22 protein-coding genes and 6 tRNA genes are annotated in these 23,766 nt (G+C 58.2%); 14 read left to right on the forward strand and 14 right to left on the reverse strand.

Features of this window, described 5'->3' with window-relative positions; translation table 11 throughout:
* Positions 1–126: 126 nt before the first annotated feature.
* Entirely contained in the window at positions 127–1,200 is a 1,074-nt protein-coding gene (locus FY550_RS10755) for an AbrB family transcriptional regulator (protein WP_070978950.1), read from the reverse strand.
* A gap of 218 nt (positions 1,201–1,418) precedes the next feature.
* Here FY550_RS10755 and FY550_RS10760 point away from each other — a divergent pair, with 218 nt between their 5' ends.
* Genes FY550_RS10760 through FY550_RS10775 form a run of 4 tightly spaced genes read left to right on the forward strand, consistent with a single transcriptional unit; the run spans position 1,419 to position 5,382 of the window.
* Positions 1,419–2,090: a response regulator transcription factor gene (locus FY550_RS10760; protein ID WP_070978918.1), complete on the forward strand. Its 672-nt coding sequence runs from the start codon at positions 1,419–1,421 to the stop codon at positions 2,088–2,090.
* A 3-nt stretch (positions 2,091–2,093) separates the two neighbouring features.
* Entirely contained in the window at positions 2,094–3,494 is a 1,401-nt protein-coding gene (locus tag FY550_RS10765; protein WP_070978920.1) for a sensor histidine kinase, read from the forward strand.
* On the forward strand, positions 3,488–4,624 hold the full coding sequence (locus tag FY550_RS10770; RefSeq protein ID WP_070978922.1) for an ABC transporter substrate-binding protein: 1,137 nt from the start codon (positions 3,488–3,490) through the stop codon (positions 4,622–4,624). The genes FY550_RS10765 and FY550_RS10770 overlap by 7 nt, the downstream gene beginning before the upstream one ends.
* Positions 4,621–5,382: a TlyA family RNA methyltransferase gene (locus FY550_RS10775; protein WP_070978924.1), complete on the forward strand. Its 762-nt coding sequence runs from the start codon at positions 4,621–4,623 to the stop codon at positions 5,380–5,382. Before FY550_RS10770 ends, FY550_RS10775 begins: the two co-directional genes overlap by 4 nt.
* Here the strand turns inward: FY550_RS10775 and FY550_RS10780 are convergent.
* On the reverse strand, positions 5,376–6,479 hold the full coding sequence (locus FY550_RS10780; protein ID WP_149054523.1) for an AI-2E family transporter: 1,104 nt from the start codon (positions 6,477–6,479) through the stop codon (positions 5,376–5,378). The genes FY550_RS10775 and FY550_RS10780 overlap by 7 nt on opposite strands.
* A gap of 92 nt (positions 6,480–6,571) precedes the next feature.
* Positions 6,572–7,522 carry a cation diffusion facilitator family transporter gene (locus FY550_RS10785; protein WP_149054524.1) on the reverse strand — a complete coding sequence of 317 codons (951 nt, stop codon included), beginning with the start codon at positions 7,520–7,522 and terminating at the stop codon, positions 6,572–6,574.
* A 182-nt stretch (positions 7,523–7,704) separates the two neighbouring features.
* On the opposite strand from FY550_RS10785, the gene FY550_RS10790 reads away from it, so the two are divergent.
* From FY550_RS10790 to FY550_RS10805, 4 genes are all read left to right on the forward strand, one after another.
* On the forward strand, positions 7,705–8,670 hold the full coding sequence (locus FY550_RS10790) for a phospholipase A (RefSeq protein WP_168169325.1): 966 nt from the start codon (positions 7,705–7,707) through the stop codon (positions 8,668–8,670).
* A gap of 129 nt (positions 8,671–8,799) precedes the next feature.
* On the forward strand, positions 8,800–9,129 hold the full coding sequence (locus tag FY550_RS10795) for a DUF883 family protein (RefSeq protein WP_084388121.1): 330 nt from the start codon (positions 8,800–8,802) through the stop codon (positions 9,127–9,129).
* The gene (locus FY550_RS10800) at positions 9,129–9,533 is read left to right on the forward strand and encodes a phage holin family protein (protein ID WP_070978928.1); all 405 of its coding nucleotides are present in this window, start codon (positions 9,129–9,131) and stop codon (positions 9,531–9,533) included. The genes FY550_RS10795 and FY550_RS10800 overlap by 1 nt, the downstream gene beginning before the upstream one ends.
* A complete protein-coding gene (locus FY550_RS10805; RefSeq protein WP_149054525.1) occupies positions 9,523–9,813 on the forward strand; it encodes a YqjK family protein in 291 nt (96 codons plus the stop codon). Before FY550_RS10800 ends, FY550_RS10805 begins: the two co-directional genes overlap by 11 nt.
* 71 nt (positions 9,814–9,884) lie before the next feature.
* Here FY550_RS10805 and FY550_RS10810 read toward each other — a convergent pair whose 3' ends face one another.
* The gene (locus FY550_RS10810) at positions 9,885–11,060 is read right to left on the reverse strand and encodes a BaiN/RdsA family NAD(P)/FAD-dependent oxidoreductase (protein WP_070978930.1); all 1,176 of its coding nucleotides are present in this window, start codon (positions 11,058–11,060) and stop codon (positions 9,885–9,887) included.
* 108 nt (positions 11,061–11,168) lie between these two features.
* The gene (gnd, locus tag FY550_RS10815) at positions 11,169–12,149 is read right to left on the reverse strand and encodes a phosphogluconate dehydrogenase (NAD(+)-dependent, decarboxylating) (protein ID WP_070978932.1); all 981 of its coding nucleotides are present in this window, start codon (positions 12,147–12,149) and stop codon (positions 11,169–11,171) included.
* 284 nt (positions 12,150–12,433) lie between these two features.
* On the opposite strand from gnd, the gene FY550_RS10820 reads away from it, so the two are divergent.
* The 4 genes from FY550_RS10820 (at position 12,434) to iadA (ending at position 18,546) form a co-directional block, all read left to right on the forward strand.
* The gene (locus FY550_RS10820; RefSeq protein WP_168201485.1) at positions 12,434–13,729 is read left to right on the forward strand and encodes an acyltransferase family protein; all 1,296 of its coding nucleotides are present in this window, start codon (positions 12,434–12,436) and stop codon (positions 13,727–13,729) included.
* Positions 13,730–13,907: 178 nt separating this feature from the next.
* Entirely contained in the window at positions 13,908–14,753 is an 846-nt protein-coding gene (locus FY550_RS10825; protein WP_070978938.1) for a cyanophycinase, read from the forward strand.
* Positions 14,750–17,386: a cyanophycin synthetase gene (gene cphA / locus FY550_RS10830; RefSeq protein WP_070978940.1), complete on the forward strand. Its 2,637-nt coding sequence runs from the start codon at positions 14,750–14,752 to the stop codon at positions 17,384–17,386. The genes FY550_RS10825 and cphA overlap by 4 nt, the downstream gene beginning before the upstream one ends.
* Positions 17,383–18,546 (forward strand): beta-aspartyl-peptidase, encoded by a 1,164-nt coding sequence (gene iadA / locus FY550_RS10835; RefSeq protein ID WP_084388123.1) that lies wholly within the window; start codon positions 17,383–17,385, stop codon positions 18,544–18,546. The genes cphA and iadA overlap by 4 nt, the downstream gene beginning before the upstream one ends.
* Positions 18,547–18,718: 172 nt before the next feature.
* Here iadA and FY550_RS10840 read toward each other — a convergent pair.
* The 9 genes from FY550_RS10840 to FY550_RS10880 form a co-directional block, all read right to left on the reverse strand.
* Positions 18,719–18,806, reverse strand: a tRNA-Ser gene (locus tag FY550_RS10840).
* 84 nt (positions 18,807–18,890) lie between these two features.
* Positions 18,891–19,718 (reverse strand): NADPH-dependent 7-cyano-7-deazaguanine reductase QueF, encoded by an 828-nt coding sequence (gene queF / locus FY550_RS10845; protein WP_070978942.1) that lies wholly within the window; start codon positions 19,716–19,718, stop codon positions 18,891–18,893.
* A gap of 4 nt (positions 19,719–19,722) precedes the next feature.
* Positions 19,723–20,496 carry an ABC transporter permease gene (locus FY550_RS10850; RefSeq protein ID WP_070978945.1) on the reverse strand — a complete coding sequence of 258 codons (774 nt, stop codon included), beginning with the start codon at positions 20,494–20,496 and terminating at the stop codon, positions 19,723–19,725.
* A complete protein-coding gene (locus FY550_RS10855) occupies positions 20,493–21,449 on the reverse strand; it encodes an ABC transporter ATP-binding protein (protein WP_070978947.1) in 957 nt (318 codons plus the stop codon). The genes FY550_RS10850 and FY550_RS10855 overlap by 4 nt, the downstream gene beginning before the upstream one ends.
* Positions 21,450–21,707: 258 nt before the next feature.
* A tRNA-Glu gene (locus FY550_RS10860) sits at positions 21,708–21,783 on the reverse strand.
* Between the two features lie 4 nt (positions 21,784–21,787).
* Positions 21,788–21,862 (reverse strand) — tRNA-Gly (locus FY550_RS10865).
* A gap of 29 nt (positions 21,863–21,891) precedes the next feature.
* Positions 21,892–21,967: transfer RNA gene (locus FY550_RS10870), tRNA-Glu, on the reverse strand.
* Between the two features lie 4 nt (positions 21,968–21,971).
* Positions 21,972–22,046, reverse strand: a tRNA-Gly gene (locus FY550_RS10875).
* 23 nt (positions 22,047–22,069) lie between these two features.
* Positions 22,070–22,145, reverse strand: a tRNA-Glu gene (locus FY550_RS10880).
* Between the two features lie 190 nt (positions 22,146–22,335).
* On the opposite strand from FY550_RS10880, the gene msrB reads away from it, so the two are divergent.
* A complete protein-coding gene (gene msrB / locus FY550_RS10885; RefSeq protein ID WP_070978961.1) occupies positions 22,336–22,734 on the forward strand; it encodes a peptide-methionine (R)-S-oxide reductase MsrB in 399 nt (132 codons plus the stop codon).
* A gap of 103 nt (positions 22,735–22,837) precedes the next feature.
* Complete coding sequence (ylqF, locus tag FY550_RS10890; RefSeq protein WP_070978963.1) at positions 22,838–23,737, forward strand: ribosome biogenesis GTPase YlqF; 900 nt, start codon at positions 22,838–22,840, stop codon at positions 23,735–23,737.
* Positions 23,738–23,766 lie beyond the last annotated feature (29 nt).

The following is a 23,766-nucleotide window of genomic DNA, read 5'->3' on the forward strand; positions in this document are numbered from 1 at the left end:
ACTACACGAAAGCGCTTTTACTGTTAAATCAGTGACTTGACGCTTTGCCTTGGTAGTCCTGCAAAAACCGAGCGAGCATCATACCAGTGCCCGAAAGGCTCGACAAGCGCTACCACTTCTTCCCGGCTATCGAGACGCGTCATGCTTCACGGGCGGACAACGCCAGCGCAGCAGACCCCGCATGGCCAATGGCGCCAGCAGGACCAGCACCACGACTCTCACCAGCTGGTGGAAGGTCACGAACAGAGGATCAATGTTCAACGATAGTGCGACCAGCGCCATCTCTCCCAGACCGCCCGGAGCCAGGGCAAGAATGGCTACATCCCGATCCACCTGCAGCCACTGGTGCATCAGCTCGGCAAAGCCGACCATTATTACCAGTACAATGATCGATGCGATCAGCGTCTGGCCAGCGTAGCGTAACAACAGGCGCAGCGCCAACCCACGAAAGCGTGAACCGATAGCGCAACCCAGCATCCACAGCATGAGATTCATTGCCCAGTCTGGTGGCTGAAAATGCACGACACCCAGTACCCCCAGCAATGCCGCGCATAGCAGCGGGCCCAGCAATGAGTATTGCGGCAATCGCAGCAACCGACCCAATCCGATCATCAGTGGCAACAACAGTACCAGCCAGACGCCTTCGGTAGCCGGATACCCTCGACTTGCCCCTGCTGTCGCTTCGAAGTGCCAGAACAGTGCCGGCAGGGTCAGAATCACGATCAGCACCCGCAACGATTGCGATACGGTAATGCGTTGAGGATCGCCACCGGCGCGCTCGCCCATCAGAATCATGGCGGTCATTGCCCCGGGCGTGGATGAATACAGGGCACTGACTCGATCGAAACCACAGCCTCGTCGGTACCAGAGCGCTACCACGGCTGTACTTGTGCATACCCCGACAATCAACAGCAATACCGATGCGGGCCATGCCAGCGCCTGCTGAACGAAAGCCGGCGTAATACGCCCGCCCAGCACCAACCCCAGCACGCCCATGAAGACCGCTCGACAGCGTTCCGGCACCGCCACCGGGACACCCCCGATAGCTACCAGCAAATTGGCACATAGCGGTCCCAGCATCCATGCCAGTGGCAACTGGGCGAACGAAAACAGTACACCGCCCAGAGCACCAATGGTCAGCGACAGCGCAAGCTGTGCCGGCCACTCCTGAAACCGGCGTGAACCGGCTAATCCCTTCATGCCTGCTCCCATGAGTGCTGGATAGCAACAGAACTGCTCCGTCTGGCGCGCGCATCCTGCGCCAAACCCGGGCAGCGGCTGCTACCGGAGTTGACATCCGGTGCCGGGCCCGGATCATCGCGTAACGAATCGCAGCAGTGTAGCTCAGAGCACGGGCGCGATAACACGCCGGAGGTGCCACTTTTGATCAAACATGATGCATCGAGGACTCGCCACCCATGGCGCTTGCACTGATCGAGGACGATGAACTGCTGGCTGACACCCTGCAGACCCTGCTGAGCCAGCAGGGATACCCTGTCGAACTGATCACTCGGGGAGATACCGCTCGACAGCGATTCAGTGCTGATACAAATGTCGACCTGATCATCCTGGATCTCACCCTGCCGGGCTGCAGTGGTCTTGAGGTACTGGAGACACTACGCTGCCATGATCGCTCTACCCCCGTACTGATCCTGACCGCGCGGGCCTCGGTCGAAGATCGGGTGCGCGGACTCGACCTCGGGGCCGATGATTATCTCACCAAACCTTTCTCACTGGATGAATTCGAGGCCCGGATTCGTGCCCTGCTGCGTCGACAACCTCACAGTGGTGTCGGCGAGACATTGCGTATGGGAACAGTGAGCTTCGATACGCGCACCCAGCGAGTCTTCATTGAGGAGCAATCGGTCGCATTGCCACCCCGGGAACTGCGCCTGCTGGCCTGCCTGTTACGTCATGGCGGAGATGTCGTCGAACGTGCCCGGCTCAACGAAGAAGCCTTCGGCTGTGAAGAGGCGATTGCCGATAATGCACTCGAAGTCTATATCCATCGTTTGCGCCGCCGCCTGGCAGGAAGCGATCTCACGCTGCGCACAATCCGTGGCATGGGTTACCGCCTTGAGCAGGGCTGAGTCATGTCTGTAACCACCAGCCTCTATCAACGCCTGCTGAGTCTGATGGTACTGGCCATGATCATCCTTGGCGCCCTGCTGCTGCTCCAGGCAAGTCACGGCGCTCACCAGGGCGCCAATCGAGCCTACGACCGATTGCTGGATGCTGCATCACGGGTGCTTGTCGAACAGGTCAGTTGGCAATCCGATCAGTTATGGTTTGATGTGCCCGCCTCGGCACTGGAAATGCTGGCCCCCAATGGTAACGAACGAGTGTTCTATACCCTGGTCGATGCCGAAGGCACCCCCATCAGTGGTAATGTCGATCTCCCCCCCTTGCCGAGCGATACCGAAGCGCCCCTCCCTGGCGACAGGGATACAGCCTTTCGGGCTGCCACCGTGCAGTGGCATGGCATGACCCTGAGACTGGGCGTGCGCCACGCACAGCTGGCCGGCTGGCAGCGCCATGATCACTTCGCAATTCGTGTAGCGCACACGCTGGAGGCACGCAACAGACTTGCCGATCAATTGCTCAAGGGCAGTATGTTGCGTCTGGCGGGGGTGGCACTGCTGATGCTGGCGCTGGTTACCGGGGCAGTAGCCATGGCGCTGGCACCACTACGCCGGCTGCGCCAGAATCTGCGCAATCGATCTTCCGGCGATCTTTCACCACTTGTCATCCCCGTACCTCGCGAACTGCGTGAGCTGGTTGAAGCCCTCAATGATCTGCTGGCTCGTCAGCGACGCGTCAATGCCCATCAGCAGCGCTTCATTGGTGATGCCTCACACCAGTTACGCACGCCGCTGGCCGGCCTTTCTTCACGCGCCGAACTGGCGCTGCGCAGTGATGACCCCCGACAGTGGTACAGCGCTCTTGAATCAATGCAGCGCAGCGCTGCAAACGCGGCCCGTCTGGCCAGTCAATTGCTCTCGATGACTCGACTGCAATCGCCCGATGCACCGATCGAACAACATCCTCTCGATCTGATCCAGCTGGCCCGGGGCAGCATGCGTCAGGCACTCAATCGCTATCCGGGGGCCACGATCGATCTCGGTATTGAAGCTCCCGATAGTCGCATCATGGTGAGCGGTTCACACTGGCAGCTCGAAGAAGCACTGACCAACCTGATCGATAACGCCATGCACTATGCCCGTACCAGAGTGACTGTACGTGTTGAGGCGCACCCTCCGACCCTTAAAGTGGAAGATGACGGACCCGGTATTCCAGAGCAGCAGCGAGCTGATGTCCTGCGCCCCTTTCATGGTGAGCGGCATAATGGCTCCGGCCTGGGGCTGGCCATCGTTGCGGGGGTCTGTCAGGCGCATGGTGGCCGACTTGTCCTTGATGAATGCACTCCGCCCCCCGGGCTCAGCGCCGCCATGGTGCTGATCGAGCCTTCGGTATCGGAACAGCGCACATGCTGAAGATCATGCGAGCATGTCTGCTCATGCTGCTGGGGTGCCGGCTGCTGATGGGGAGCTTACCGGCATGGGGAGGCACCACCTCGGCCACCGAACCCACCCTGACGCTGTCCGGCGATCCCGGTGGACCCACCCTGGTCATTCAGGGGGTGCTGGACCCAGACATCATGCACACGATACTGGTGGCTTTTCACCAGCGCTACCCAGCCATGACACTGCGCTATATCGATGTATCAGGACGTCCCAACCGGAGCGCTACAGGTACTGCCCGGGGCTTCACCCCCGATCTCACCATGTCATCGGCCATGCCATGGCAGTATCTTCGTGCCAATAATGGCCATGCCATGTCGCTGGGGGAGCATACCCTGCCCGACGACTGGCCTGTGGCTTCACGATGGCGCAACGAACTGGTTGGCCTGACCGCGGAACCGCTGGTGATCGTGTATCGACGTGAGTATGCGCAACGCTTCGGTGTGCCGCGCGATCACGCTACACTGCTGCAACAGCTCAGGCAGCATCGCCAGGCTCTGGATGGGCGAGTGGTCACCTATGATCCAGCGTGCAGTGATACCGGATTTACCTATCTGGCAGAGGATGCGCGCCAATCGGTACAGATCTGGTCACTGGTCGCCGCCCTGGGAGCAGCCCATGCAGAACTGACCGACAGTACCGGCGCCATGCTCGAAGGCTTGCTCTCCGGACGCTATCTGGTCGGCTACAATCTGATCGGCTCCTATGCCATGCGTCTGGCCCGCCACCATCCCGAACTGGTGGTACAGGTCCCCGAGGACTATGCCCTGATCATGCAACGGCTGGCCCTGATTCCACGCAACGCGCCGCACCCGGACCATGCCAGACGTTTTCTGCATTTTCTGACAAGTCACGAAGGACAAAAGCTACTGGCTCAAAAGACCGCTCTGGGCACGTTGCGCCCGGCAGACAAACCCGGCAATGACATGAACGTAGCCGATCACGCAGCGCACTTCATTCGCCCCGGGCCGGGGCTGCTGGCACTGGTCGATCCTCTCAAGCGAAGCAGCCTGCTGGCGCGATGGCAGCAGTCCTTCAATCCCAGCCCCCGAAACGATCAGCGCTCGCGCAAGACCCTTTGCAAGGACCCAGCCTCACCATGAAAAGAGCCGATCAACTACTGGTCAGCCAGCAACTGGTACGCTCCCGGACGCGCGCCCAACGCCTCATTCGCAGCGAGCGCGTTTTCATTGAGACCGGGCATGGCCGGCAGCTCGTGCAGCGGGTCAGCGAGAAGCTACCGATCGACACCCACTTCATGATCGAACCGGACCCCGAAGAGCGCTACGTCTCCCGAGCAGGCCTCAAGCTCGAAGCATTACTGCAAGCCACCGATGTCTCCCTGAAAGGCGCCACCGTGATCGATATAGGTCAATCCACGGGCGGTTTCACCGATTGTGTCCTGAGCTTCGGCGCCACCAGGGTCATTGGTATTGAAGTCGGACATGATCAGCTTGATGCTCAGCTCCGGGATGATCCCCGAGTTGAATGTCTTGAGGGGGTCAATGCTCGCGCCCTTCCCGATGACATATTGCATGCTCTGGCACCGGGCGGATTCACCGTCGCGGTCATGGATGTCTCCTTTATCTCGCAGACCCTGATCCTGCCGGAAATTGCCCGCCTGCTGCCCCCGGGCGGCACGCTGTTCTCACTGGTCAAACCACAATTCGAACTTTCGCCGGAACGTATTGGTAGCGGCGGACTGGTGAAAGCGAGCAGTGACTACACCACTGTGCGCACCCGTCTGGAACAGGCCTGCCAGGACAGCGGGTTCGTCATTCATCACTGGCAGGAAAGCCCGATCACAGGCGGCGATGGCAATCGCGAATTTCTGCTTTATGCCAGCCGCAGTGATCAGTGACCTTTTTCCTCATCGGCTGAAGCAGAGGCTGTCTCCGGACTCGAAGGGATGGCCCCCTCCCCCAGCCAGCCTTCTACATAAAGACGCTGGATGAGCACCATACCCAGGGCCGTCAGTGGCGCAGCGACCAGCAGCCCAAGGATACCTGCCAACAGACCGAGTGCCAGTTGCACTGCAATCAGTAGTCCCGGCGGGATTTCCACCGCCTCCCGTTGCACCCAGGGCGTCAGCAGATAGCTCTCGACAAACTGAATACCGGTATAGAGCACTGCTACATGCCATAGCGCCTCGGGGTCCTGGGAGAAAGCCACCAGCAGAGCTGCCCCGGCCGCCAGTAGTGGACCAAAGTTGGGAATGAACTCCATCAGTGCGGCCAGCAATCCAAGCGACAGGGCCAGTGGAATGCCGAGCAACCAGAGCCCAATCCCTGTCAGGATGCCGACCACGGACATCGATACCAGCTGTCCGATCAGCCACCAGCTCAGCTTGTTGCGCACTTCCTTCATCAGCACACGCGATCCCTGACGGCGCTGCGGCGGAATCAGCGCCAGCACACCCTTGCGATAGGTATCCGGTTCGATCGCGATATATAAACCGATAAAGATGACAACCACGGTATTGATCAAGGCGCCAAAGGTAGAAGAGAGCACCGTCTCGACCCGGGTAAGCCAGCTGCGTAACAGGTCACTGGCAGAACCATGCTGTTCGAGATGGCTGACCAGCCTGTCCCCGAACGGCCAATGGCGCATCTGCTGCTCCAGATGATCGATTGACTGCGGCAATACCTGAGACATTTGATGAAACTGCTGCAATGCGTTGGTGGCAAAATTCATCATGAATGCTGCCAATAGCGCAATCAGACCGCCGATTACAACCACCAGTGACCAGCGTCGCGATAAAAAGGTATGACGACAAAGCCAGTCCGTAGGCAATGAGATCAGCAGGGCCATCAGCAATCCGGCAAATATCAATAGCAGGATTTCGCAACCCAGAAACAGCAGGGTCAGAACAATAATGACCGATGCCGCGATAAGCGCAGCGATCCATACACGCCTGGTATAAAGACTGGGATGACGGGGCTCCGTCGAACGTGACAAGACAACACTCCCTGTTGGTCAGCTGCCTGTGCAATCATCCCTGATTGCGGCAGTAAAATGGCATTCATTGTAACCGCAACCTTCAGTGAAGATCATGACTCATGTAATGAGACGTGCGCGTCACAATTCCCGCCGGTCATGCATATCTGGCTCTCCACCTGCAAGGTGGTGTGTGTCAGCCCGAAATGCGTTTTCAGACATGACTGGGCTCGCTTCATCAATTCATCGCGGTCACTTTGCGCATCGGCGACCAGGTGCGCACTGAATAATGGCGATTGAGCCGTCAGCGCCCAGACATGAAGATCGTGTACCTCTTCAACACCCTCGACCTTCATCAGTTCTCGGCGGATGGAAGCGATATCGACACCTTCCGGTATCCCTTCCAACAGCACATGCGTCGAGCGGCGCAGTACCTTGACCGCCGAGTTCAGAATCAAGGCGGCAGCCAGCAGGGAGAGCAGTGGGTCAGCCAGCGTCCAACCCGTCAGCATGATAATCAGAGAGGCTGCAATGGCAGCTACCGACCCCAGCAGATCACCGATAACATGGACCAGCGCACCGCGCAGATTGAGATTAGCCCGGTCACCATGATGCAAAATGAAAAATGCCATCACATTCACCACCAATCCCAGCAGGGCGATTACCAGCATGAGTTGTGATCCGACCGGCACTGGCATGAACAGCCTCTTTATGGCAGTGACCACAATCCAGCCAACGACAGCCAGTAACGCCAGTGCATTGACAAAGGCGGCCAGCACCTGAAAGCGCTCGTAACCATAGGTACGCCGATGATCGGGTGATCGTCTCGCCAGCCTGAAGGCGACCAGGGCCAATAACAGTGAGGCACTATCGCTGAACATATGGCCTGCATCGGCCAGCAACGCCAATGACCCCGACCACCAGCCCCCCACGACTTCGGCAAGCATGAACATGCCGGTCAGAATCATGACGCGCACGACTCGGCGCTCATTGTCAGCGCCGACATGGTCATGCTCGTGCTGATGCGCTCCATGAGAGGAGGGGTGTTGTGTTTGTTGCCTCATTGCTTCTTCCTGTTCGCACCGGGTCATTCCGGACGCTCCTCGCGATCACTACCCGATTATTGTTTTACGCCGAATGGGTGATGCGTTTTTTCCACGCCTGCTTCTTCAGCATGTTCATCTGCCAAACGTCCATGGTCATGATAAGCTGCCCTCCTTAACGTTGTTGTGGAATGCGTGTACTCATGGCCTTCATCCTTTCTCGTGCCTCACTGCCCCTGATGACCGCGATCACCCTGCTGGCGATGTCCGGCCTTGAACCCGCCGGTATGGCGCGGGCGGATGATCAGCCTCGCAGTGCCCAGCCCGCTGTCGATCATCAGGAGACCGACGCGTCGGTTGAAGCCAACCGGGCGCGCAAGGCCGAACTCGAGAAACGTGCCACTCGCAATCCATTGGCCATCACCGTTTTTCACCGCAATTATCTGATGCCCTGGGCCTATAACTTCACGCCCGATGGCGAGAGCTTCAATGAAATAGAGTCAGGCAGCGGTGTGGATCGTGCCGAGGTACAGTTTCAGCTCAGCTTCAAGGTGGGTATCGCCGATGATATCTTCGGTAACAACGGTGATGTCTACTTTGCCTATTCACAGCGATCATGGTGGCAAGCTTACAATTCCGATGCTTCTTCCCCTTTCCGGGAAACCAATTATCAACCCGAAATCTTTATCAGCTTCGATAACAATCAGCATCTTTTCAACTGGATCAATTCAGCCAATCGAATCGGCCTGATGCACCAGTCCAATGGGCGCTCCGATCCGCTATCGCGCAGCTGGAATCGCATTTACCTGGCCTCTGTTTTTCAGCAGGGTCCATGGGGCCTTGAAGTCATGCCCTTCTGGCGCATTCCGGAATCCGACAGCAATGATGACAATCCTGACATCGAGGATTACATGGGCTATGCGGACTTCACCCTGAGCTATACTCGTAACAATCAGGAATTCACCTGGCTGATTCGCGGCAACCCGGGACAGGGCCATTTCGGTAATCAGGTGGATTACTCCTTCCCGCTCTTCGGCAAGATTCGGGGATTTGTGCAGTACTATAACGGCTATGGTGAAAGTCTGATCGATTACGATCACTACAACCGACGAATCAGCCTCGGTTTCAGTCTGAACACCTCTTTAGCAGGCATTCCGGATACTCTCTGAACACGACATTATCCTCGTTTTTTGCCATTTCGACTGAAGAACATACTGCAAACAGGCGGTTCGGCGTTGAAGGCAGCTCATCGACTGCTATGATGAAACTGCCATCAATATCAATGGAGGATGACAACCATGGCCATGCAGCCCGTCGAGCGCAACGCACGCGATGTCAGCAAGGAACAGCTCCGCGAGGACCTGCGTCAATTGTCGCAGACCGTGGAAGAGCTGATGAACGCGACCGCTGATGATTCCCGGGAAAACGTCTCTCGTCTGCGGGCCCGGGCCGAGGAGCGGTTGCGCGAAACACGGGCACGGCTGAGCGCACAGGGTGAGCGCGTTCGTACCCAGACCATGGATACCGTGGAGTGCTGCGAGCACTATGTGCGCGAAAATCCCTGGCAGAGTCTCGGCATCAGCGCCGCCGCTGGCATGGTGGCCGGATTACTGATCGGACGTCGCTGATGGCTCGTCAGGAAGGCGCCAGCGGCCCGGCGGAAAAGGTCATCAGCGCCGGGCGCCAGCTGTTCACCAGTGTCATCACCGCCGGCGAGACTCGTCTTCGCCTTGCCGTGGTAGAGCTGGAGGAAGAGCGGGCCCGGTTGTTTTCGATGCTGCTGCTGGCCGGGCTCGCTTTGCTTCTGATCGGGTTCGGTGTCGGCATGCTCATGCTGCTGGTCATCGTGGCCTTCTGGGAAGACCACCGATTGCTGGCTATTGGCATCGCCTCGGCAGTGTTGCTATTGACTGGCGCATTGATCGCACTGCGTGTACGCAGTATCGCGCGCGAGCCCAATCTGCTGCGTTCAACCATGAATCGGTTTACCGAAGACCGACAGTACCTGGAGCGCCATCACGATGTTTCGTGATCCATCCGTGCGCCGGCGCCAGCTCGAAGAGCAGGTGGTGCAGGATCGGCTCAATCTCGCCACCGCCGTGCGTGACTGGCGAGAAGCCACGGCACCGATCGATCACGCATGGACACAGGTGATGCGTTACCGTGGTCTGATTGCGCTGGGCCTCGGTACCTTCTTCGCCCGCAAGGGCAAAAGGAGAAATACGAGCACAGGCGGTCTGCGTCGCTGGATCCGTCGCGGCACCATGGCTTATGCCATTGGCCGGCGGGTACGTACTGCCATGCGACACTGATGATGTCACGACAGGGCCGGGCGCTATCCGGTCCTGTATTGTTTTGCCCGAACTGCAGACACAGCCACGTTTCAGAGTGCCTGACCGCACGCAACGCCTGACGCCCAGGCCCACTGGAAGTTATAGCCACCCAGCTGCCCCGTCACATCCAGCACTTCTCCGATAAAGCAAAGCGCCGGCAGATCATGAACTTCGAAGGTCTTCGAGGATATGGCCTCGGTATCTACACCGCCCATCGTCACCTCGGCAGTACGCCAGCCTTCGGTACCGGTCGGGGTCAGTTGAAACTGCTGCAGCGCCTCGGCCACTCCAGCCAGATCGGTATTACTATAGTTGGCCAGCGCCCCTGAATATCCCAGCCATTGACTCATCGCACGCGCCAGCCGACGAGGCAATCGTTCCGAAAGCCAGGCATCCAGTTGCCGCTTCGGATACTGGCGACGACTCTGATGCAATGCACCCTCGACATCCTCTTCCGGCAACCAGTTGATGCACAACGCATCACCGGGCTGCCAGTGTGATGACGCCTGCAACATGGCCGGGCCGGAAATACCCCGATGCGTCATCAGCGCAGGCTCACGGTAGCACCCATCCCGACAGCGTACTTCCACCGGCGTTGAAACGCCCGAAAGCTCCGCCATGCGCTCCTTCCAGGGCGAACCCAGGGTGAAGGGTACCAGCGCCGGACGAAGTGGTGTCACCTCAAGACCGAATTGACGCGCAATCTGATGGCCAAAATCGGTCGCCATGGAGGGAATCGATAACCCACCGGTGGCCACAACAACATGACCTGCCGACAATCGGCCCATGGAAGTATCCAGCCGCATTGCCGAGCCTTCGCGCTCGATTCGATCCACTCGGGTTCTGGTCGCCAGCGTTACGCCGGCCCACTCGCATTCGGTCAGCAGCATATCCACGATAGGCTGGCTGGAATCGGCACAGAACAACTGTCCGGGTGCCTTTTCCACCGGTTCGATACCGTGACGTTCGGTCAGCTCGACAAAATCCTGTGGGGTATAGCGCTTGAGCGCCGAAATGCAGAAATGCGGATTGGCCGAAAAAAAGTGACGCGGACCAGTATCCAGATTGGTGAAATTACAGCGCCCTCCCCCTGACATCAGAATCTTGCGGCCCACACGTCTGGCCTGTTCGATCAGCAGTACACGACGACCTCGATATCCCGCTGTCAGAGCACACATCATGCCAGCCGCCCCGGCACCGATGATGACGACATCCCACGGTTTCATGCCTGTCACCCCATTGGTGTTAACCGGCTCACAAAGATACAGGCCGCACCCGGTGGATGCGGCCTGCTCAATACAATCGCCGCTGTTGTATCAGCGATCGATAGTGCTTCAGTCGCCTGAGGCTTCGGCATGCCCACCGAACTGCTTGCGCATGGCTGACAGCAGTTTCTCGCCATACGTATTGTCGGTGCGCGAACGGAAACGCGTATAAAGCGCGCTGGAAAGCACATTGACCGGCACGGCCTCCTCAATGGCAGCCTCGATCGTCCAGCGGCCCTCGCCGGAATCACTGACCTGGCCGGAGAACTCGGAAAGCTCGTGATCTTCGGTCAGAGCAATGGAAGTCAGATCCAGCAGCCAGGAGGAGATGACACTGCCACGCCGCCAGACTTCCGCAATATCGGCCAGATTGAGATCGTAGCGCTCATCCTCGGGCAGCTCTTCCTTGTCGCGGTTGCGCAGGATATCGAAGCCCTCGGCATAGGCCTGCATCATGCCGTACTCGATACCGTTGTGGACCATCTTGACGAAATGTCCAGCGCCGACCGGTCCACAATGCAGGTATCCGATCTCGGCCCGTTCATCGAAATTCTCGCGTCCCGGTGTTGTCTCGATATCCCCACGCCCTGGTGCCAGGGTATGAAAGATGGGATCGAGTCCTTCAACCACCGACTTTTCACCACCAATCATCAGGCAGTAGCCGCGCTCACGCCCCCAGACTCCCCCGGAAACGCCGACATCCACATAATGCAGCCCTTTCTCGCGCAGCCTGTGTGAGCGACGTACGTCATCCTTGAAGTAGGCGTTGCCACCTTCGATAACAGTATCACCCTGCTCCAGTAGCGTGCCCAGGCGATCAATGGTGCCTTCGGTGATTTCGCCGGCCGGCAACATCAGCCAGATGGCGCGAGGTGCCGGCAGACGCTCGACCAGCGCTTCGAGCGAGTCACACCCTTCGGCGCCATCGGCAGCCACGGCCTTGACAGCCTCCGGGTTGGCATCGAATACGACACATTCATGATCGGCGTCCATGAGTCGGCGCGCAATATTGCCACCCATGCGGCCGAGACCGACGATTCCCAGTTTCACTGACTACTCCTTGCCCGCACTAGGGGCGCCCTGGATGAATTGGGACGAAATATCGGAAAGTTTAACAAAAACGATTGGCTCGCGCCCTACCCGACCTTTATCGATTGGCCGAACCCACACCGGGATTCGCCACCTGGCTACGCCTTAAGATCTCGCGGGCGACAGGCGTAGCAGCATAGTTTCACCTGTAGAAGAAACCACTGACTCGTTAGGCTGTGTGTTATGACGCCACTTAACGTTCTGTCACATTCTGAAACAGACGTATGCTCGGAGGCATTTACGCCATGACGCGCGAGAAGTTCGTGGCACTGGACTGGCTACGTTTTGCACTGGCCATGTATCTGGTGCTGTTCCATACCTTCAAGGAAGCCTATGCGCCGATTCGTGAGTGGCCGATAGTACACAGCCTGCTGAGCATCGGTTTTTTCTCGACCAGTACCTTTTTCGTCCTTTCAGGCTTTCTGCTGACGCACGTCTATCTGCGTTCGGTACATCATGAACATCAGTTCCGGCTGAGTACCAGCAAGGGCATGTTCTGGCTCAAGCGTTTCGCCTCGCTTTACCCGATCCATATTCTCGCCTTGCTGCTTGCCCTGCCGTTGATGATGTCCAGTTCGGGCAACATGGGAGAGATCATGGTGACTCCCAATACCAATGTCTGGGGACCGGATAAGCTTGATGGTGTCGAGCGCGCCCTGGACCTGCCTGCCCTGCTGACCAATCTGGGGCTGCATCTGACGCTGACGCACGCCTGGAATCCGCTTTATACCGCTTTCAATTCTCCCAGCTGGTCGCTCTCGGCTCTGATGTTCTTTTATCTGGTCTTTCCCTTTGCAGCGCCAATGATTGGTCGCCATCGTCGTCCGATACTGTTGTTGGCAGCATTGCTGAGCCTTTATCTGATTCCGGCACTGATCATGTTCTTCGGTTACAGCAATTCGGTCATCGGTCATGGACTGCTCCATCGCAATCCATTGATCAGGCTGCCGGAGTTCCTTGCCGGAATGACACTGCATCGCATCTGGTTACTACATCGTACATCCCTGCGACAGTGGCTCGAGGCGGGCTGGCTACCCGTGGCACTACTTGTGATAGCAGGGAGTTTTGCCACTGCTACCTGGGCCCATCTGACGGTGCGCGGCCCCTGGTATTATCTGTTCCATAATGGACTGTTGCTGCCTTCGCAGTTGATGCTGGTTCTTCTATGTGTCCTGTATCAACCTGATTCGGAATCGAGGCTCTCACGCGCAGGGCAACGTCTGGGCGTCGCTTCACTGTCGATCTTTGCGCTTCACATTCCCCTTAACATCATTGCCTCTCGCGCCGAGAAATTGCTGATGGGGGCTATCGATGTCATGACCAGTGATGCGCCGTGGTCGATGCTGATTCCACTGGCCAGTGAAGCCAGCCGCTCCATCTGGCTTTACCCGGTATTTCTGATCGTCATTGTGGCCGCAAGCGTGCTGTTCCAGGAACAGTTGGTCAATCGAATGCGAGGCTGGATAGTTCGCGCAGGCAGTCACAGACGGCAAGCCGCGCTGGTTGCAGATGACCATTATCACGAACCTCAGGGATCCTGACAGGCGAGCTTTCGCAGCAGATTTACCATCAATAAGCATAACAATACGTTTACGTCGGCAAGGCTGGACTATGCTGAATTGTAATCAGGACGTTTTTTATCAATATCGGGTTACCCACTCCGCCCGACGGGACTGACGCCACGTCCCCATAAAAGCGTCGCTGGGCGACGACAGGCACATGGCACAATGCGTTACCCATGCTGGACCAATCGTGGCCATCGGTGGTGCAGAGGATCGAACCTCCGATCTCGAGATTCTGAAACAGGTTTTCAGGCTGGGGCATCGGGATAATACCGAGGTGGCCGTTATCGGCACGGCCAGCGGTATTCCCGATCAGATCCTCCCTACCTACGAGACCGCCTTCACGCGTCTCGGTGCTGCTCATGTTCACACGCTGGATATCCGTACCCGTGAGCAGGCAGGGGACGCTCATAATGTGCGCCTGATTCAGCAAAGCGGCATCATCTTCTTCATCGGTGGCGATCAGTTGCGCCTGACCAGCATTCTGGGCGGTTCTGCAACATTCAGGGCAGTACGTGAGCGTCTTGCCAACGGCGCCGTGGTAGCCGGCACCAGTGCCGGGGCAGCCGCCATGCCTGGCACCATGATTTATAACGGTGCAGCAGCAGACGCCCTGCGCAAGGGCGCCGTTAACATGAGCTTCGGCCTTGGGCTCGTGCAGGGGTTGATCATCGATAGCCACTTTCTTGAACGAGGCCGTTTTACACGGCTGATGGAAATTGGCACGACCAACCCCGAACAACTCGGGGTCGGCCTCGGTGAGGATGCAGGTGTCATTATTCATCCGAATCGCATTCTCGAAGCCATTGGGCCGGGCCATGTCATCCTTATTGATAGCCGCAAGCTGGCCAGTACCAATATTGCCGAACTATCAATGGGGGGTGCAGTTGCTCTCGAACACATGATTCTTCACGCCCTGGTCAGCGGCCATGGGTTCGATATCGACGCACGACGCTACCTCCAGCCCGGTGAACTATCCCTTTGCAAGGGAGATCGTCGATGAACATTCTCGCGCATCGCGCCCTGCGTGGACCGAACTATTACAGCCACTATCCGGCCATCTACATGCGACTGGATATCGGTGAACTCGAGCAACGCCCCAGCGATACGATTCCCGGCATTGTCGAACGGGTCACCGAGCTGCTGCCTACCCTCCATGAGCACCGCTGCTCCGTGGGTCGACCCGGAGGTTTTCTGGAACGGCTGGCCCGCGGCACCTGGGCCGGCCACGTCGTCGAACATGTCGCAATCGAGCTGCAGAATCTCATCGGCTTTTCGGTCGGCTACGGCAAGACGGTGGATTCCTATGAGACCGGCATCTACAACGTCGTCTATCGCTACCGCGACGAAGCCTGCGGACTGGCAGCCGGGGAGGCAGCTGTCGAAATCGTCGAGCGTCTTTTTAATAACGGCGACATCAATCTCGCGGAAATCATATCCCGTCTCAAAAGCATTCGTGATGAGCACATGCTGGGGCCCTCTACTGCCTCGATCGTCGCTGCTGCTCAGGCCCGCGGCATTCCCTGGCAGCGGCTCAGCGAAAACAGCAGCTACATCCAGCTTGGCCATGGGCACCGACAGCAACGCATTCAGGCGACGGTAACAGGGCGCACCGACCTGATCGGCTACAGCATTGCCGATGACAAGGAGTGGACCAAACAGATTCTTGGCGATGCCGGCATCCCGGTGCCCATTGGCCAGGTCTGCCATTCTCTGGATGAAGCGCTCGAAGCGGCGACGCTTATCGGTTATCCGGTGGCGACCAAACCGCTGGTTGGCAATCATGGCCGTGGCGTGAGTACGGACATTCAGGATGAATCGACGCTAAGAGATGCCTTCGCTGTCGCCTCGCGTCAGCATGATGCCATCATTGTGGAGCAATACATTAAAGGTGAAGATCACCGTCTGTTGGTCATTGATGGCAAATTCGTTGCTGCCGCTCGAAGGCGGCCAGCTCACGTTACCGGCGATGGTGTGGCCACCTTGCAAATACTGCTGGATCGGGAAAATCAGGACCCGCGACGAGGTATTGGCCATGAAAACCTGCTGACACAAATCCATTTCGATGAGCAGTCACAACGTCTGCTCGAGCAGCAGGGACTGACGCTGCAGAGTGTCATCCCCGCCGGCGAAATGGTTTTTCTTAAATCAACGGCCAATCTGAGCACCGGGGGCACGGCCACTGACGTAAGCGACGAGGTCCACCCCGAAGTGCGTTATGTGGCAGAACGTATCGCGCGTCTGATCGGACTCGATATCATTGGCATCGACCTGCTCGCCGAAACCCTGACACGACCACTTGAAGAGCAGTCTGCCGCCGTGGTTGAGGTCAATGCCGGCCCCGGATTTCGCATGCATCTGTCGCCCACCCACGGCGAAGGGCGTGATGTAGGTCGCCATGTCATTGACATGCTCTTCCCGAACAGCGAAGACAATGCACGCATTCCACTGGCTGCCATCACAGGCACCAATGGCAAGACCACCACGGTACGTCTGCTCTCGCACCTGTTGCGTCAGGCCGGCCGCAATGTCGGTATGGCCTGTACAGGTGCAATCGAAATCGATAACCACATCATCATGCGCGGAGATTACAGCGGCCCCCAGGCGGCCTCCATCGTATTACGCGAACCCACGGTCGAATGTGCAGTGCTCGAAGTGGCCAGAGGCGGCATCATGCGCCGCGGACTCGGCTTTGACGAGTGTGATGTGGGCGTCATGCTCAATATCGCCAGTGACCATCTCAACGAACACGACATCCATACCCTGGATGAACTGGCGCGCTGCAAGAGCGTGGTCATCGATGCCGTTCGCGAAGGAGGCAAGGCTGTACTCAATGCCGATGATCCCAGGGTATTGGCCAGCCGCGAATGGTCCCGGGGCGAGATTGTGCTGTTCACCCTTGACCCGACATCGGCGACAGTCCGTGAACATGTCGAACAGCACGGCGTGGCCTTTACCATCAATGACGAATGCATCGTGATGCGTCAGGGTCGTGTCGAAGCGGAGATTATTCCGGTGATCAATGTCCCGCTCACCTTCGAAGGGCATGCCCGATTCAACGTGGCCAATGCCCTGGCTGCCAGCGCCGCCGGCTATGCGCTGGGTTTGAGCATTGCCGATATCCAGATGGGGCTACAGACCTTTCATCCCACCATGGGTCAGAACCCCGGCCGTACCAATCTGGTTGAGGCCGAAGGCATGAAGGTACTGATCGATTATGGTCATAATGTACCGGCCCTCGAAGCCCTCTCCGAACTTATCATGGGCATTCCGGCCCGGCGCCGTCTCAGCGTAGCCAGCGCCCCGGGCAACCGTCGTGATGAGGACCTGTTCGCCCTGGGAGAGCAACTGGCCCGGATGCACGATGTGGTGTTTCTTTACGAAACCGATCCGCGCGGTCGCACCGAAGGCGAAACTGTTGCCCTGCTACTCGCCGGTGCCCAGTCGGCAGGCGACACCTGCCATGTCGAGGTCGTCATGGATGAAAGCCGTGCAGTTGAGCGCGCCTTCGAAGAAGGTGGCGAGGGCGACCTGCTGGTGTTGCTGATTGATGATATCGACAGTGCCATCGAGCGTCTGCGTGGGCGTCGCTTCTCCGGCCCCCCACCAACCGATTCAGCGCAGCCTCGGCCATGAATCGCCACGACGACCGCCCACCGCGCTTGCTGACCCTGTTACGGGTCAAGGGTATTCATGCTCCGGAAAAGCTCAAGGTACGGGAGATCCTGATTGCCGATGGCCGTATTGCAGCGCTTGGAGAAGATCTTGATGTACCGGTCCACTGGCCTGTTCATCGGGTTGAAGCACAGGATCTGATCGCAGTCCCCGCCTTTATCGATCAGCATGTCCATGTGACTGGTGGTGGCGGCGAAGGAGGATTTGGCAGTCGCTGTCCGGGTATTGGTGCGCAGGAAATCGCCGCCATGGGCATCGGTACGGTGGTCGGCGTACTGGGCACCGACTGTATCAGTCGTTCACCGGCGGATTTGCTGGCTGCAGTACGTGGACTCAAGTCAGAAGGTATTGCCGCCTATATGTATACGGGCGCCTATCGCGTACCGCCCCCCACCCTGACCGGCGATATTCAGCGCGATCTGGCCTGGATTCCCGAAGTGATCGGACTGGGTGAAATTGCCATTTCGGATCATCGTTCCAGCCAGCCGCGTCAGGACGAGCTCGAGCGACTGGTCAGTGAAGCGCGAGTCGGTGCCATGCTCGCTGGCAAGCGCGGCATCTGTCATTTTCATCTGGGCGATGGCAAACGCGGGCTGGAGCCACTGCGTCGTCTCTTGAGCGAAACCGAAATGCCCGCTGAACAGATTATTCCCACCCATGTCAATCGACATTCGGCGCTGCTGGAAGAGGCCGTGGATTATGCGCTCTCATTCGAAGCCTGCATCGATGTTACCGCCTTTGAAATACCCGGCGATGGGCTCAGCGCCTTTGATGCGGTCGCCCATCTGCTTGAACAGGGCGTCCCTGCCGAGCGCATCACCCTGAGCTCGGATTGCAATGGCAGCCTGCCCGAGTTCGACCAGCGGGGCAACTATACCGGCATGCGGGTGGCGCGTAACACTGCTCTCATCAGCGACTGGCAGCGCCTCGTACAGGAACACGTACTGCCGCTGGATACCGCACTGGGATTGATTTCGGGCAATGTCGCCCGGGTACTGGGGCTACATCACTGCAAGGGGCGCCTGGCCGTCGGCTTCGATGCCGATATCACCCTGCTGGATGAAACGCTGCAACCGCGACAGACGTTTGTTGCCGGACGACGCATTCATGGTGGCGAATAGCCTCCGCCAAAGGCGTCAGGGCTTTATCCCGGCATCTGACAACTACAAGGGCGCATGAATCAGTAATGACTGCCAGTCGTGCGTAGAGTGCCCGACAAAGCCGGGATATGGTCCGGCGAACCCTTTTCCAGACATGAAAAAACCGGCCATTGGGGCCGGTTTTTGCAATTCGTGGCGGAGAGGGAGGGATTCGAACCCTCGAAGCCTTTCGACTTACACACTTTCCAGGCGTGCTCCTTCGACCACTCGGACACCTCTCCGCATTGTAGTTTCAAGGGGTGCCCCCTCGAAACGGCGCACAGTCTGTCATGGCATGGCTGAAATTGCAACCGCGCGTCCGAAGGCTACTGGCGGGTAAGCCGCAGTGCCTCGGGAGGCTGCTCGCCGGGCGTGGCCCGCCACGGGTTGATATCCAGCCCGCCACGTCTCACATAACGCGCCATGACCAGCAGTCGTTCGGGATTGGCCTCGCGCATGATGTCGGTAAACATCCGTTCCACACAGTGTTCGTGGAAATCCTGGTGATTGCGAAAGGACACAATGTAGGCCAACAGACCGTGGTGATCGAGCACCGGACCCCGATAGCGAATCAGCACACTCCCCCAGTCCGGCTGACCGGTGACCGGACAGTTGGACTTGAGCAGATGTGAGTGCAACGTCTCCTCAACCACTTCGTCCCCGGTGATCAGAAATGCCGGTTCGGGCGTAAAGGTATCGATCTCGATATCCAGCTCATCAAGACACTGCCCGGGCATTCTGGCAGGTGCCAGCGCCGCATCATCCACCCCGAAAAGAGTCACTTCGACTTCAGCGCCGGCCGCTTCGGAGAGATCGCGCTTGAGGGCTCGACGTACTTCAACCGAGGAAGCGAAACGCTGCTGGTTGAAACTGTTGAGATAGAGCTTCCAGGACTTGGATTCGATCAGTCGCGGTGACTCCGCCGGCACCCGGAATCGGGCAATGGCCACGACCGGTTTACCCCGCGGCTCAAGCCAGGAAAGTTCAAATGCCTGCCACTCGTCCTCCCCCTCGAAGGGCAGCTCATCCTCATCAATATCCAGTGTCTCGCGTGTGACAGCGCGCTCGATGGGATAAAGCAGGGCCGGATCATAGTGATCCGGATAAGCCGATGACTGCCCCAGTGGGGCGCCTTCGAGGAGTTCGTCGCTCATGTGTTCAGCTCCGCAGCCCCTTGCCTCGCTCAAGAAGTTTCAGCCCTACGACAAAGAACACCACGATGAATGCCGCGATGGCCAAAACCGCCCAACCGACGTCGATGTCGGAAATACCCAGAATACCGTATCGGAACGTATTGACCATATACAGGATCGGGTTGATCAGCGAAACCCCCTGCCAGAAATCGGGCAGCGTATGAATCGAGTAGAACACACCCCCCAGATAGGTCAGCGGTGTCAGCACAAAGATCGGCACGATCGAGATGTCATCGAACTTGTTGGCCAGCAGCGCGTTGATGAAGCCACCAATCGAGAACAGCAAGGCCGTCATGATGACCACACCAGCCGTCAGCAGGGGATGCACCATATGCAAATCGGTAAACAGCAGCGATACGATAGTGACAATAATCCCGACGCACAGGCCTCGCGCCGCACCGCCGACCACATAACCCGACAGGATCAACCAGTTGGGCATTGGCGAAATGATCAATTCTTCAACCGAACGCTGGAACTTGTTACCAAAAAAGGAAGACGCCACATTGGAGTAGCTATTGGTAATCACCGACATCATGATCAGTCCGGGCACGATATAGCTCATGTAATCGACCCCATCCATCTGGCCGACTCGTGAGCCGATCAGATTGCCGAAAATGATGAAATACATCGTCATCGTGATCGATGGCGGCAACAGGGTCTGCGGCCAGATCCTCATGAACCGGCGAATCTCGCGCACGATGATGGTCCAAAGGGCGATGAACAACTGACGCGTACTCATGACCGGATCTCCCCACTCTTCGGTGCCGACCCGCTGCTCTGCTCCACCAGGCTCACGAAAAGCTCCTCCAGTCGATTGGCGCGGTTGCGCATGGACACCACATCCACCCCCTGCTCGCCCAGCTGATTGAAGGCATCATTGAGGTGCTGGCCCTTCTCGATCGACAACATCAGCTGAGAGGCATCGACCTGCTCGAGCTCGAAGCCTGTCAGATTCGGAACAGTGTCGATCGGTCGTGCCAGATCGAGCAGGAAGGTCTCCCGGGTCAGCTGGGTCAGCAGATCCCGCATGGAGGTATTCTCGACAATTTCGCCGTGATTGATGATGGCGATATTGCGACACAGATTCTCGGCTTCTTCGAGATAGTGCGTGGTGAGAATGATCGAGGTACCCTCTTCGGCATTGATTCGCCGCATGAAGGACCACATGCTGCGCCTTAACTCGATATCCACACCCGCGGTCGGCTCATCGAGAATCAGCAGACGCGGCCGATGAATCAGGGCGCGAGCGATCATCAGCCGTCGTTTCATACCGCCGGAGAGCATTCTCGCGGTGGCATTGCGCTTTTCCCAGAGCCCAAGATCCTCGAGCAGCTGGCGACAGCGATCCTTGCATTCACGCATCGATAGACCGTAATAACCGGCCTGCGTCAGTACGATATCCTCGACCTTCTCGAACTGATTGAAATTGAACTCCTGGGGCACGACACCCAACTGATACTTGGCACGGGAAAAATCCCGGTCGATATCAATGCCGTGAATCCTGACTTCACCGGCGGTCTTGCGTACCAGTGAACTGACCACACCCAGCGTGGTCGACTTGCCCGCGCCATTGGGGCCGAGCAGCGCAAAGAAGTCCCCTTGTGGAACTTCCATGTCGATACCCTTCAACGCGTGAAAGCCATTATCGTAGACCTTGGTCAGGCCACGAATGGACAGGGCAGGTTCTGCCATGGGGAACTCCAGTCTCGACGAGCATCACCGATCCGGTGATACCCGATTACAGGCCATCGCCACGATCATCGCGATCATGTGAGGATCAACACCGATCGTGCAGGGGGCACGTAGTCTAGCATGTCATGGCGCGCTTAACGCCGCTGCAGGGAGAAATCGTTAGCAGACCATCCATATCAGGCATGGCGGGATCGAGCGAGGCCGGCCGCATCAGACCCATGTCCTGGATATCGGATCGAACAGGAAGAGAAAAAGGAATGGCGTCCCGTAGGGGGTTCGAACCCCTGTTACTGCCGTGAAAGGGCAGTGTCCTGGACCACTAGACGAACGGGACGCATTGGAGCGGGAAACGAGATTCGAACTCGCGACCCTCGCCTTGGCAAGGCGATGCTCTACCACTGAGCTATTCCCGCGATGCTCACATCGGTGAGATCGGAAAAAGTGGCGTCCCATAGGGGGTTCGAACCCCTGTTACTGCCGTGAAAGGGCAGTGTCCTGGACCACTAGACGAATGGGACGCACTGGAGCGGGAAACGAGATTCGAACTCGCGACCCTCGCCTTGGCAAGGCGATGCTCTACCACTGAGCTATTCCCGCTCTGCACTTCAATAAAGCTTGATTGGCGTCCCGTAGGGGGTTCGAACCCCTGTTACTGCCGTGAAAGGGCAGTGTCCTGGACCACTAGACGAACGGGACGTGATGCCTTCGCCTCATCGAAGTGGCGCGAATATTACCCACCTGACCTGAAGGTGTCAACCCGCACCACCCCCCTTCCAATCCATGCGGGTTGTCCCCATTGTGGCAGGGAAAACATGGTTAATGCCGTTGGGGCGCTTCGCCCGGACATTATTTGACGTAACGGCGCATTATTCTGCTGGAGGCTTGCATGGACAAGGTTACTCGTACCGACGCCGAATGGCGTGAGCAGCTGACCGATGAACAGTATCGGGTCACGCGCCAGGCCGGCACCGAACGCCCCTTTACCGGTGATTACCAGGTCGAACCGGTACAGGGCATCTATCACTGTGTCTGTTGTGGTGCGCCCCTGTTCGAGAACGAGCACAAGTTCGAAGCCCATTGCGGCTGGCCGAGTTTCGATCGTCCGCTGGCCGATGCCGCCGTTGAGGAGCATGAGGACACCAGCCTTGGCATGCGGCGCATTGAGGTCACCTGCCGACGCTGCGATGCTCATCTGGGACACGTCTTTCCCGATGGTCCACGCGACACCACCGGCATGCGCTATTGCATCAACTCGGTAGCACTGACCTTTCATCAGGGCGAATGATCCCGTCACGTCCAGCTGGTATTCTCTGCATCGGCCGGCCTGATGAAGGCCGCGCCGTGACCGGCATTGCTGCCGCTGAAAGCCCCTGAACGGAGATTTCGCCATGCTCGGCTGGTACCCCGGACACATGCACAAGGCGCGTCGCCAGATCAATGAGACGCTGCCGGAGATCGATGTCGTTATCGAGGTACTCGATGCCCGACTCCCCTACTCCAGCAGCAATCCCATGCTGGCAGAACTGACGCGCCACAAACCGACGCTCAAGATTCTTACACGTGCCGACCTGGCTGACCCGGAGATGACGCGCGTCTGGACCGAGCACTTCAATACGCAGGGCGATACCCGAGCACTGGCTGTGGTCACCACGGAGAGCAAACAGCTCAAGCGCATTGCAGGAGCATGTCGGGAACTGGCGGGCCATGTGCGCGCCGACCGCGATGTGCGAGTAATGGTGATGGGCATTCCCAACGTCGGCAAATCCACCCTGATCAACGGCCTGGCCGGGCGTGTGATTGCAAAAGTGGGCAACGAACCTGCCGTCACAAAGCGGCAGCAGAAGATTCGGATCTCCGGTGGCGTCGCCCTGACCGATACGCCGGGTGTACTCTGGCCACGCATCGAGGATCAGGCCAGCGCTTATCGGCTTGCCGCCAGCGGTGCCATACGCGATACCGCGCTGGAGTATACGGATGTTGCCACTACCATTGCCCTGGAACTGGTCGCACGCTATCCAAAAGCACTGAAACAGCGTTATCGGCTGGAAACACTCGGTGAAACCGGTGAAGAGTTCGTGGCAGCCATTGCCGCCAAACGTGGCGGCCTGCGCAGTGGCGGTGAAGTCGACCTGCACCGTGGCGCCGAGGTGCTACTGATGGATCTGCGCAGTGGCAAGCTCGGTCGTCTGACACTGGAAACGCCCGATGACATCATCCCCCCTGAAGTCCTCGCCGAGCGTCGCGATGCCGAGCAGCATCAACAAACCGGAGAAGACGCCAGCAGCTGATGGCCTGTCGCCGGTTTGCCTCTTGCCAA

The sequence above is a fragment of the Kushneria phosphatilytica genome (assembly GCF_008247605.1).
Classification (GTDB): domain Bacteria; phylum Pseudomonadota; class Gammaproteobacteria; order Pseudomonadales; family Halomonadaceae; genus Kushneria; species Kushneria phosphatilytica.

Excerpts from the sequence above, each read along its gene's own strand:
- FY550_RS10795 (WP_084388121.1), top strand. The coding sequence starts at position 8,800 with ATGGCCATGCAGCCCGTCGAGCGCAACGCACGCGATGTCAGCAAGGAA.
- FY550_RS10850 (WP_070978945.1), bottom strand. The coding sequence starts at position 20,496 with ATGAGTACGCGTCAGTTGTTCATCGCCCTTTGGACCATCATCGTGCGC.
- FY550_RS10785 (WP_149054524.1), bottom strand. The coding sequence starts at position 7,522 with ATGAGGCAACAAACACAACACCCCTCCTCTCATGGAGCGCATCAGCAC.
- FY550_RS10800 (WP_070978928.1), top strand. The coding sequence starts at position 9,129 with ATGGCTCGTCAGGAAGGCGCCAGCGGCCCGGCGGAAAAGGTCATCAGC.
- FY550_RS10810 (WP_070978930.1), bottom strand. The coding sequence starts at position 11,060 with ATGAAACCGTGGGATGTCGTCATCATCGGTGCCGGGGCGGCTGGCATG.
- ylqF (WP_070978963.1), top strand. The coding sequence starts at position 22,838 with ATGCTCGGCTGGTACCCCGGACACATGCACAAGGCGCGTCGCCAGATC.
- msrB (WP_070978961.1), top strand. The coding sequence starts at position 22,336 with ATGGACAAGGTTACTCGTACCGACGCCGAATGGCGTGAGCAGCTGACC.
- FY550_RS10770 (WP_070978922.1), top strand. The coding sequence starts at position 3,488 with ATGCTGAAGATCATGCGAGCATGTCTGCTCATGCTGCTGGGGTGCCGG.
- FY550_RS10790 (WP_168169325.1), top strand. The coding sequence starts at position 7,705 with ATGGCCTTCATCCTTTCTCGTGCCTCACTGCCCCTGATGACCGCGATC.
- FY550_RS10775 (WP_070978924.1), top strand. The coding sequence starts at position 4,621 with ATGAAAAGAGCCGATCAACTACTGGTCAGCCAGCAACTGGTACGCTCC.
- iadA (WP_084388123.1), top strand. The coding sequence starts at position 17,383 with ATGAATCGCCACGACGACCGCCCACCGCGCTTGCTGACCCTGTTACGG.
- FY550_RS10825 (WP_070978938.1), top strand. The coding sequence starts at position 13,908 with ATGGCACAATGCGTTACCCATGCTGGACCAATCGTGGCCATCGGTGGT.
- FY550_RS10820 (WP_168201485.1), top strand. The coding sequence starts at position 12,434 with ATGACGCGCGAGAAGTTCGTGGCACTGGACTGGCTACGTTTTGCACTG.
- FY550_RS10805 (WP_149054525.1), top strand. The coding sequence starts at position 9,523 with ATGTTTCGTGATCCATCCGTGCGCCGGCGCCAGCTCGAAGAGCAGGTG.
- FY550_RS10755 (WP_070978950.1), bottom strand. The coding sequence starts at position 1,200 with ATGAAGGGATTAGCCGGTTCACGCCGGTTTCAGGAGTGGCCGGCACAG.
- FY550_RS10765 (WP_070978920.1), top strand. The coding sequence starts at position 2,094 with ATGTCTGTAACCACCAGCCTCTATCAACGCCTGCTGAGTCTGATGGTA.
- FY550_RS10855 (WP_070978947.1), bottom strand. The coding sequence starts at position 21,449 with ATGGCAGAACCTGCCCTGTCCATTCGTGGCCTGACCAAGGTCTACGAT.
- cphA (WP_070978940.1), top strand. The coding sequence starts at position 14,750 with ATGAACATTCTCGCGCATCGCGCCCTGCGTGGACCGAACTATTACAGC.
- queF (WP_070978942.1), bottom strand. The coding sequence starts at position 19,718 with ATGAGCGACGAACTCCTCGAAGGCGCCCCACTGGGGCAGTCATCGGCT.
- FY550_RS10760 (WP_070978918.1), top strand. The coding sequence starts at position 1,419 with ATGGCGCTTGCACTGATCGAGGACGATGAACTGCTGGCTGACACCCTG.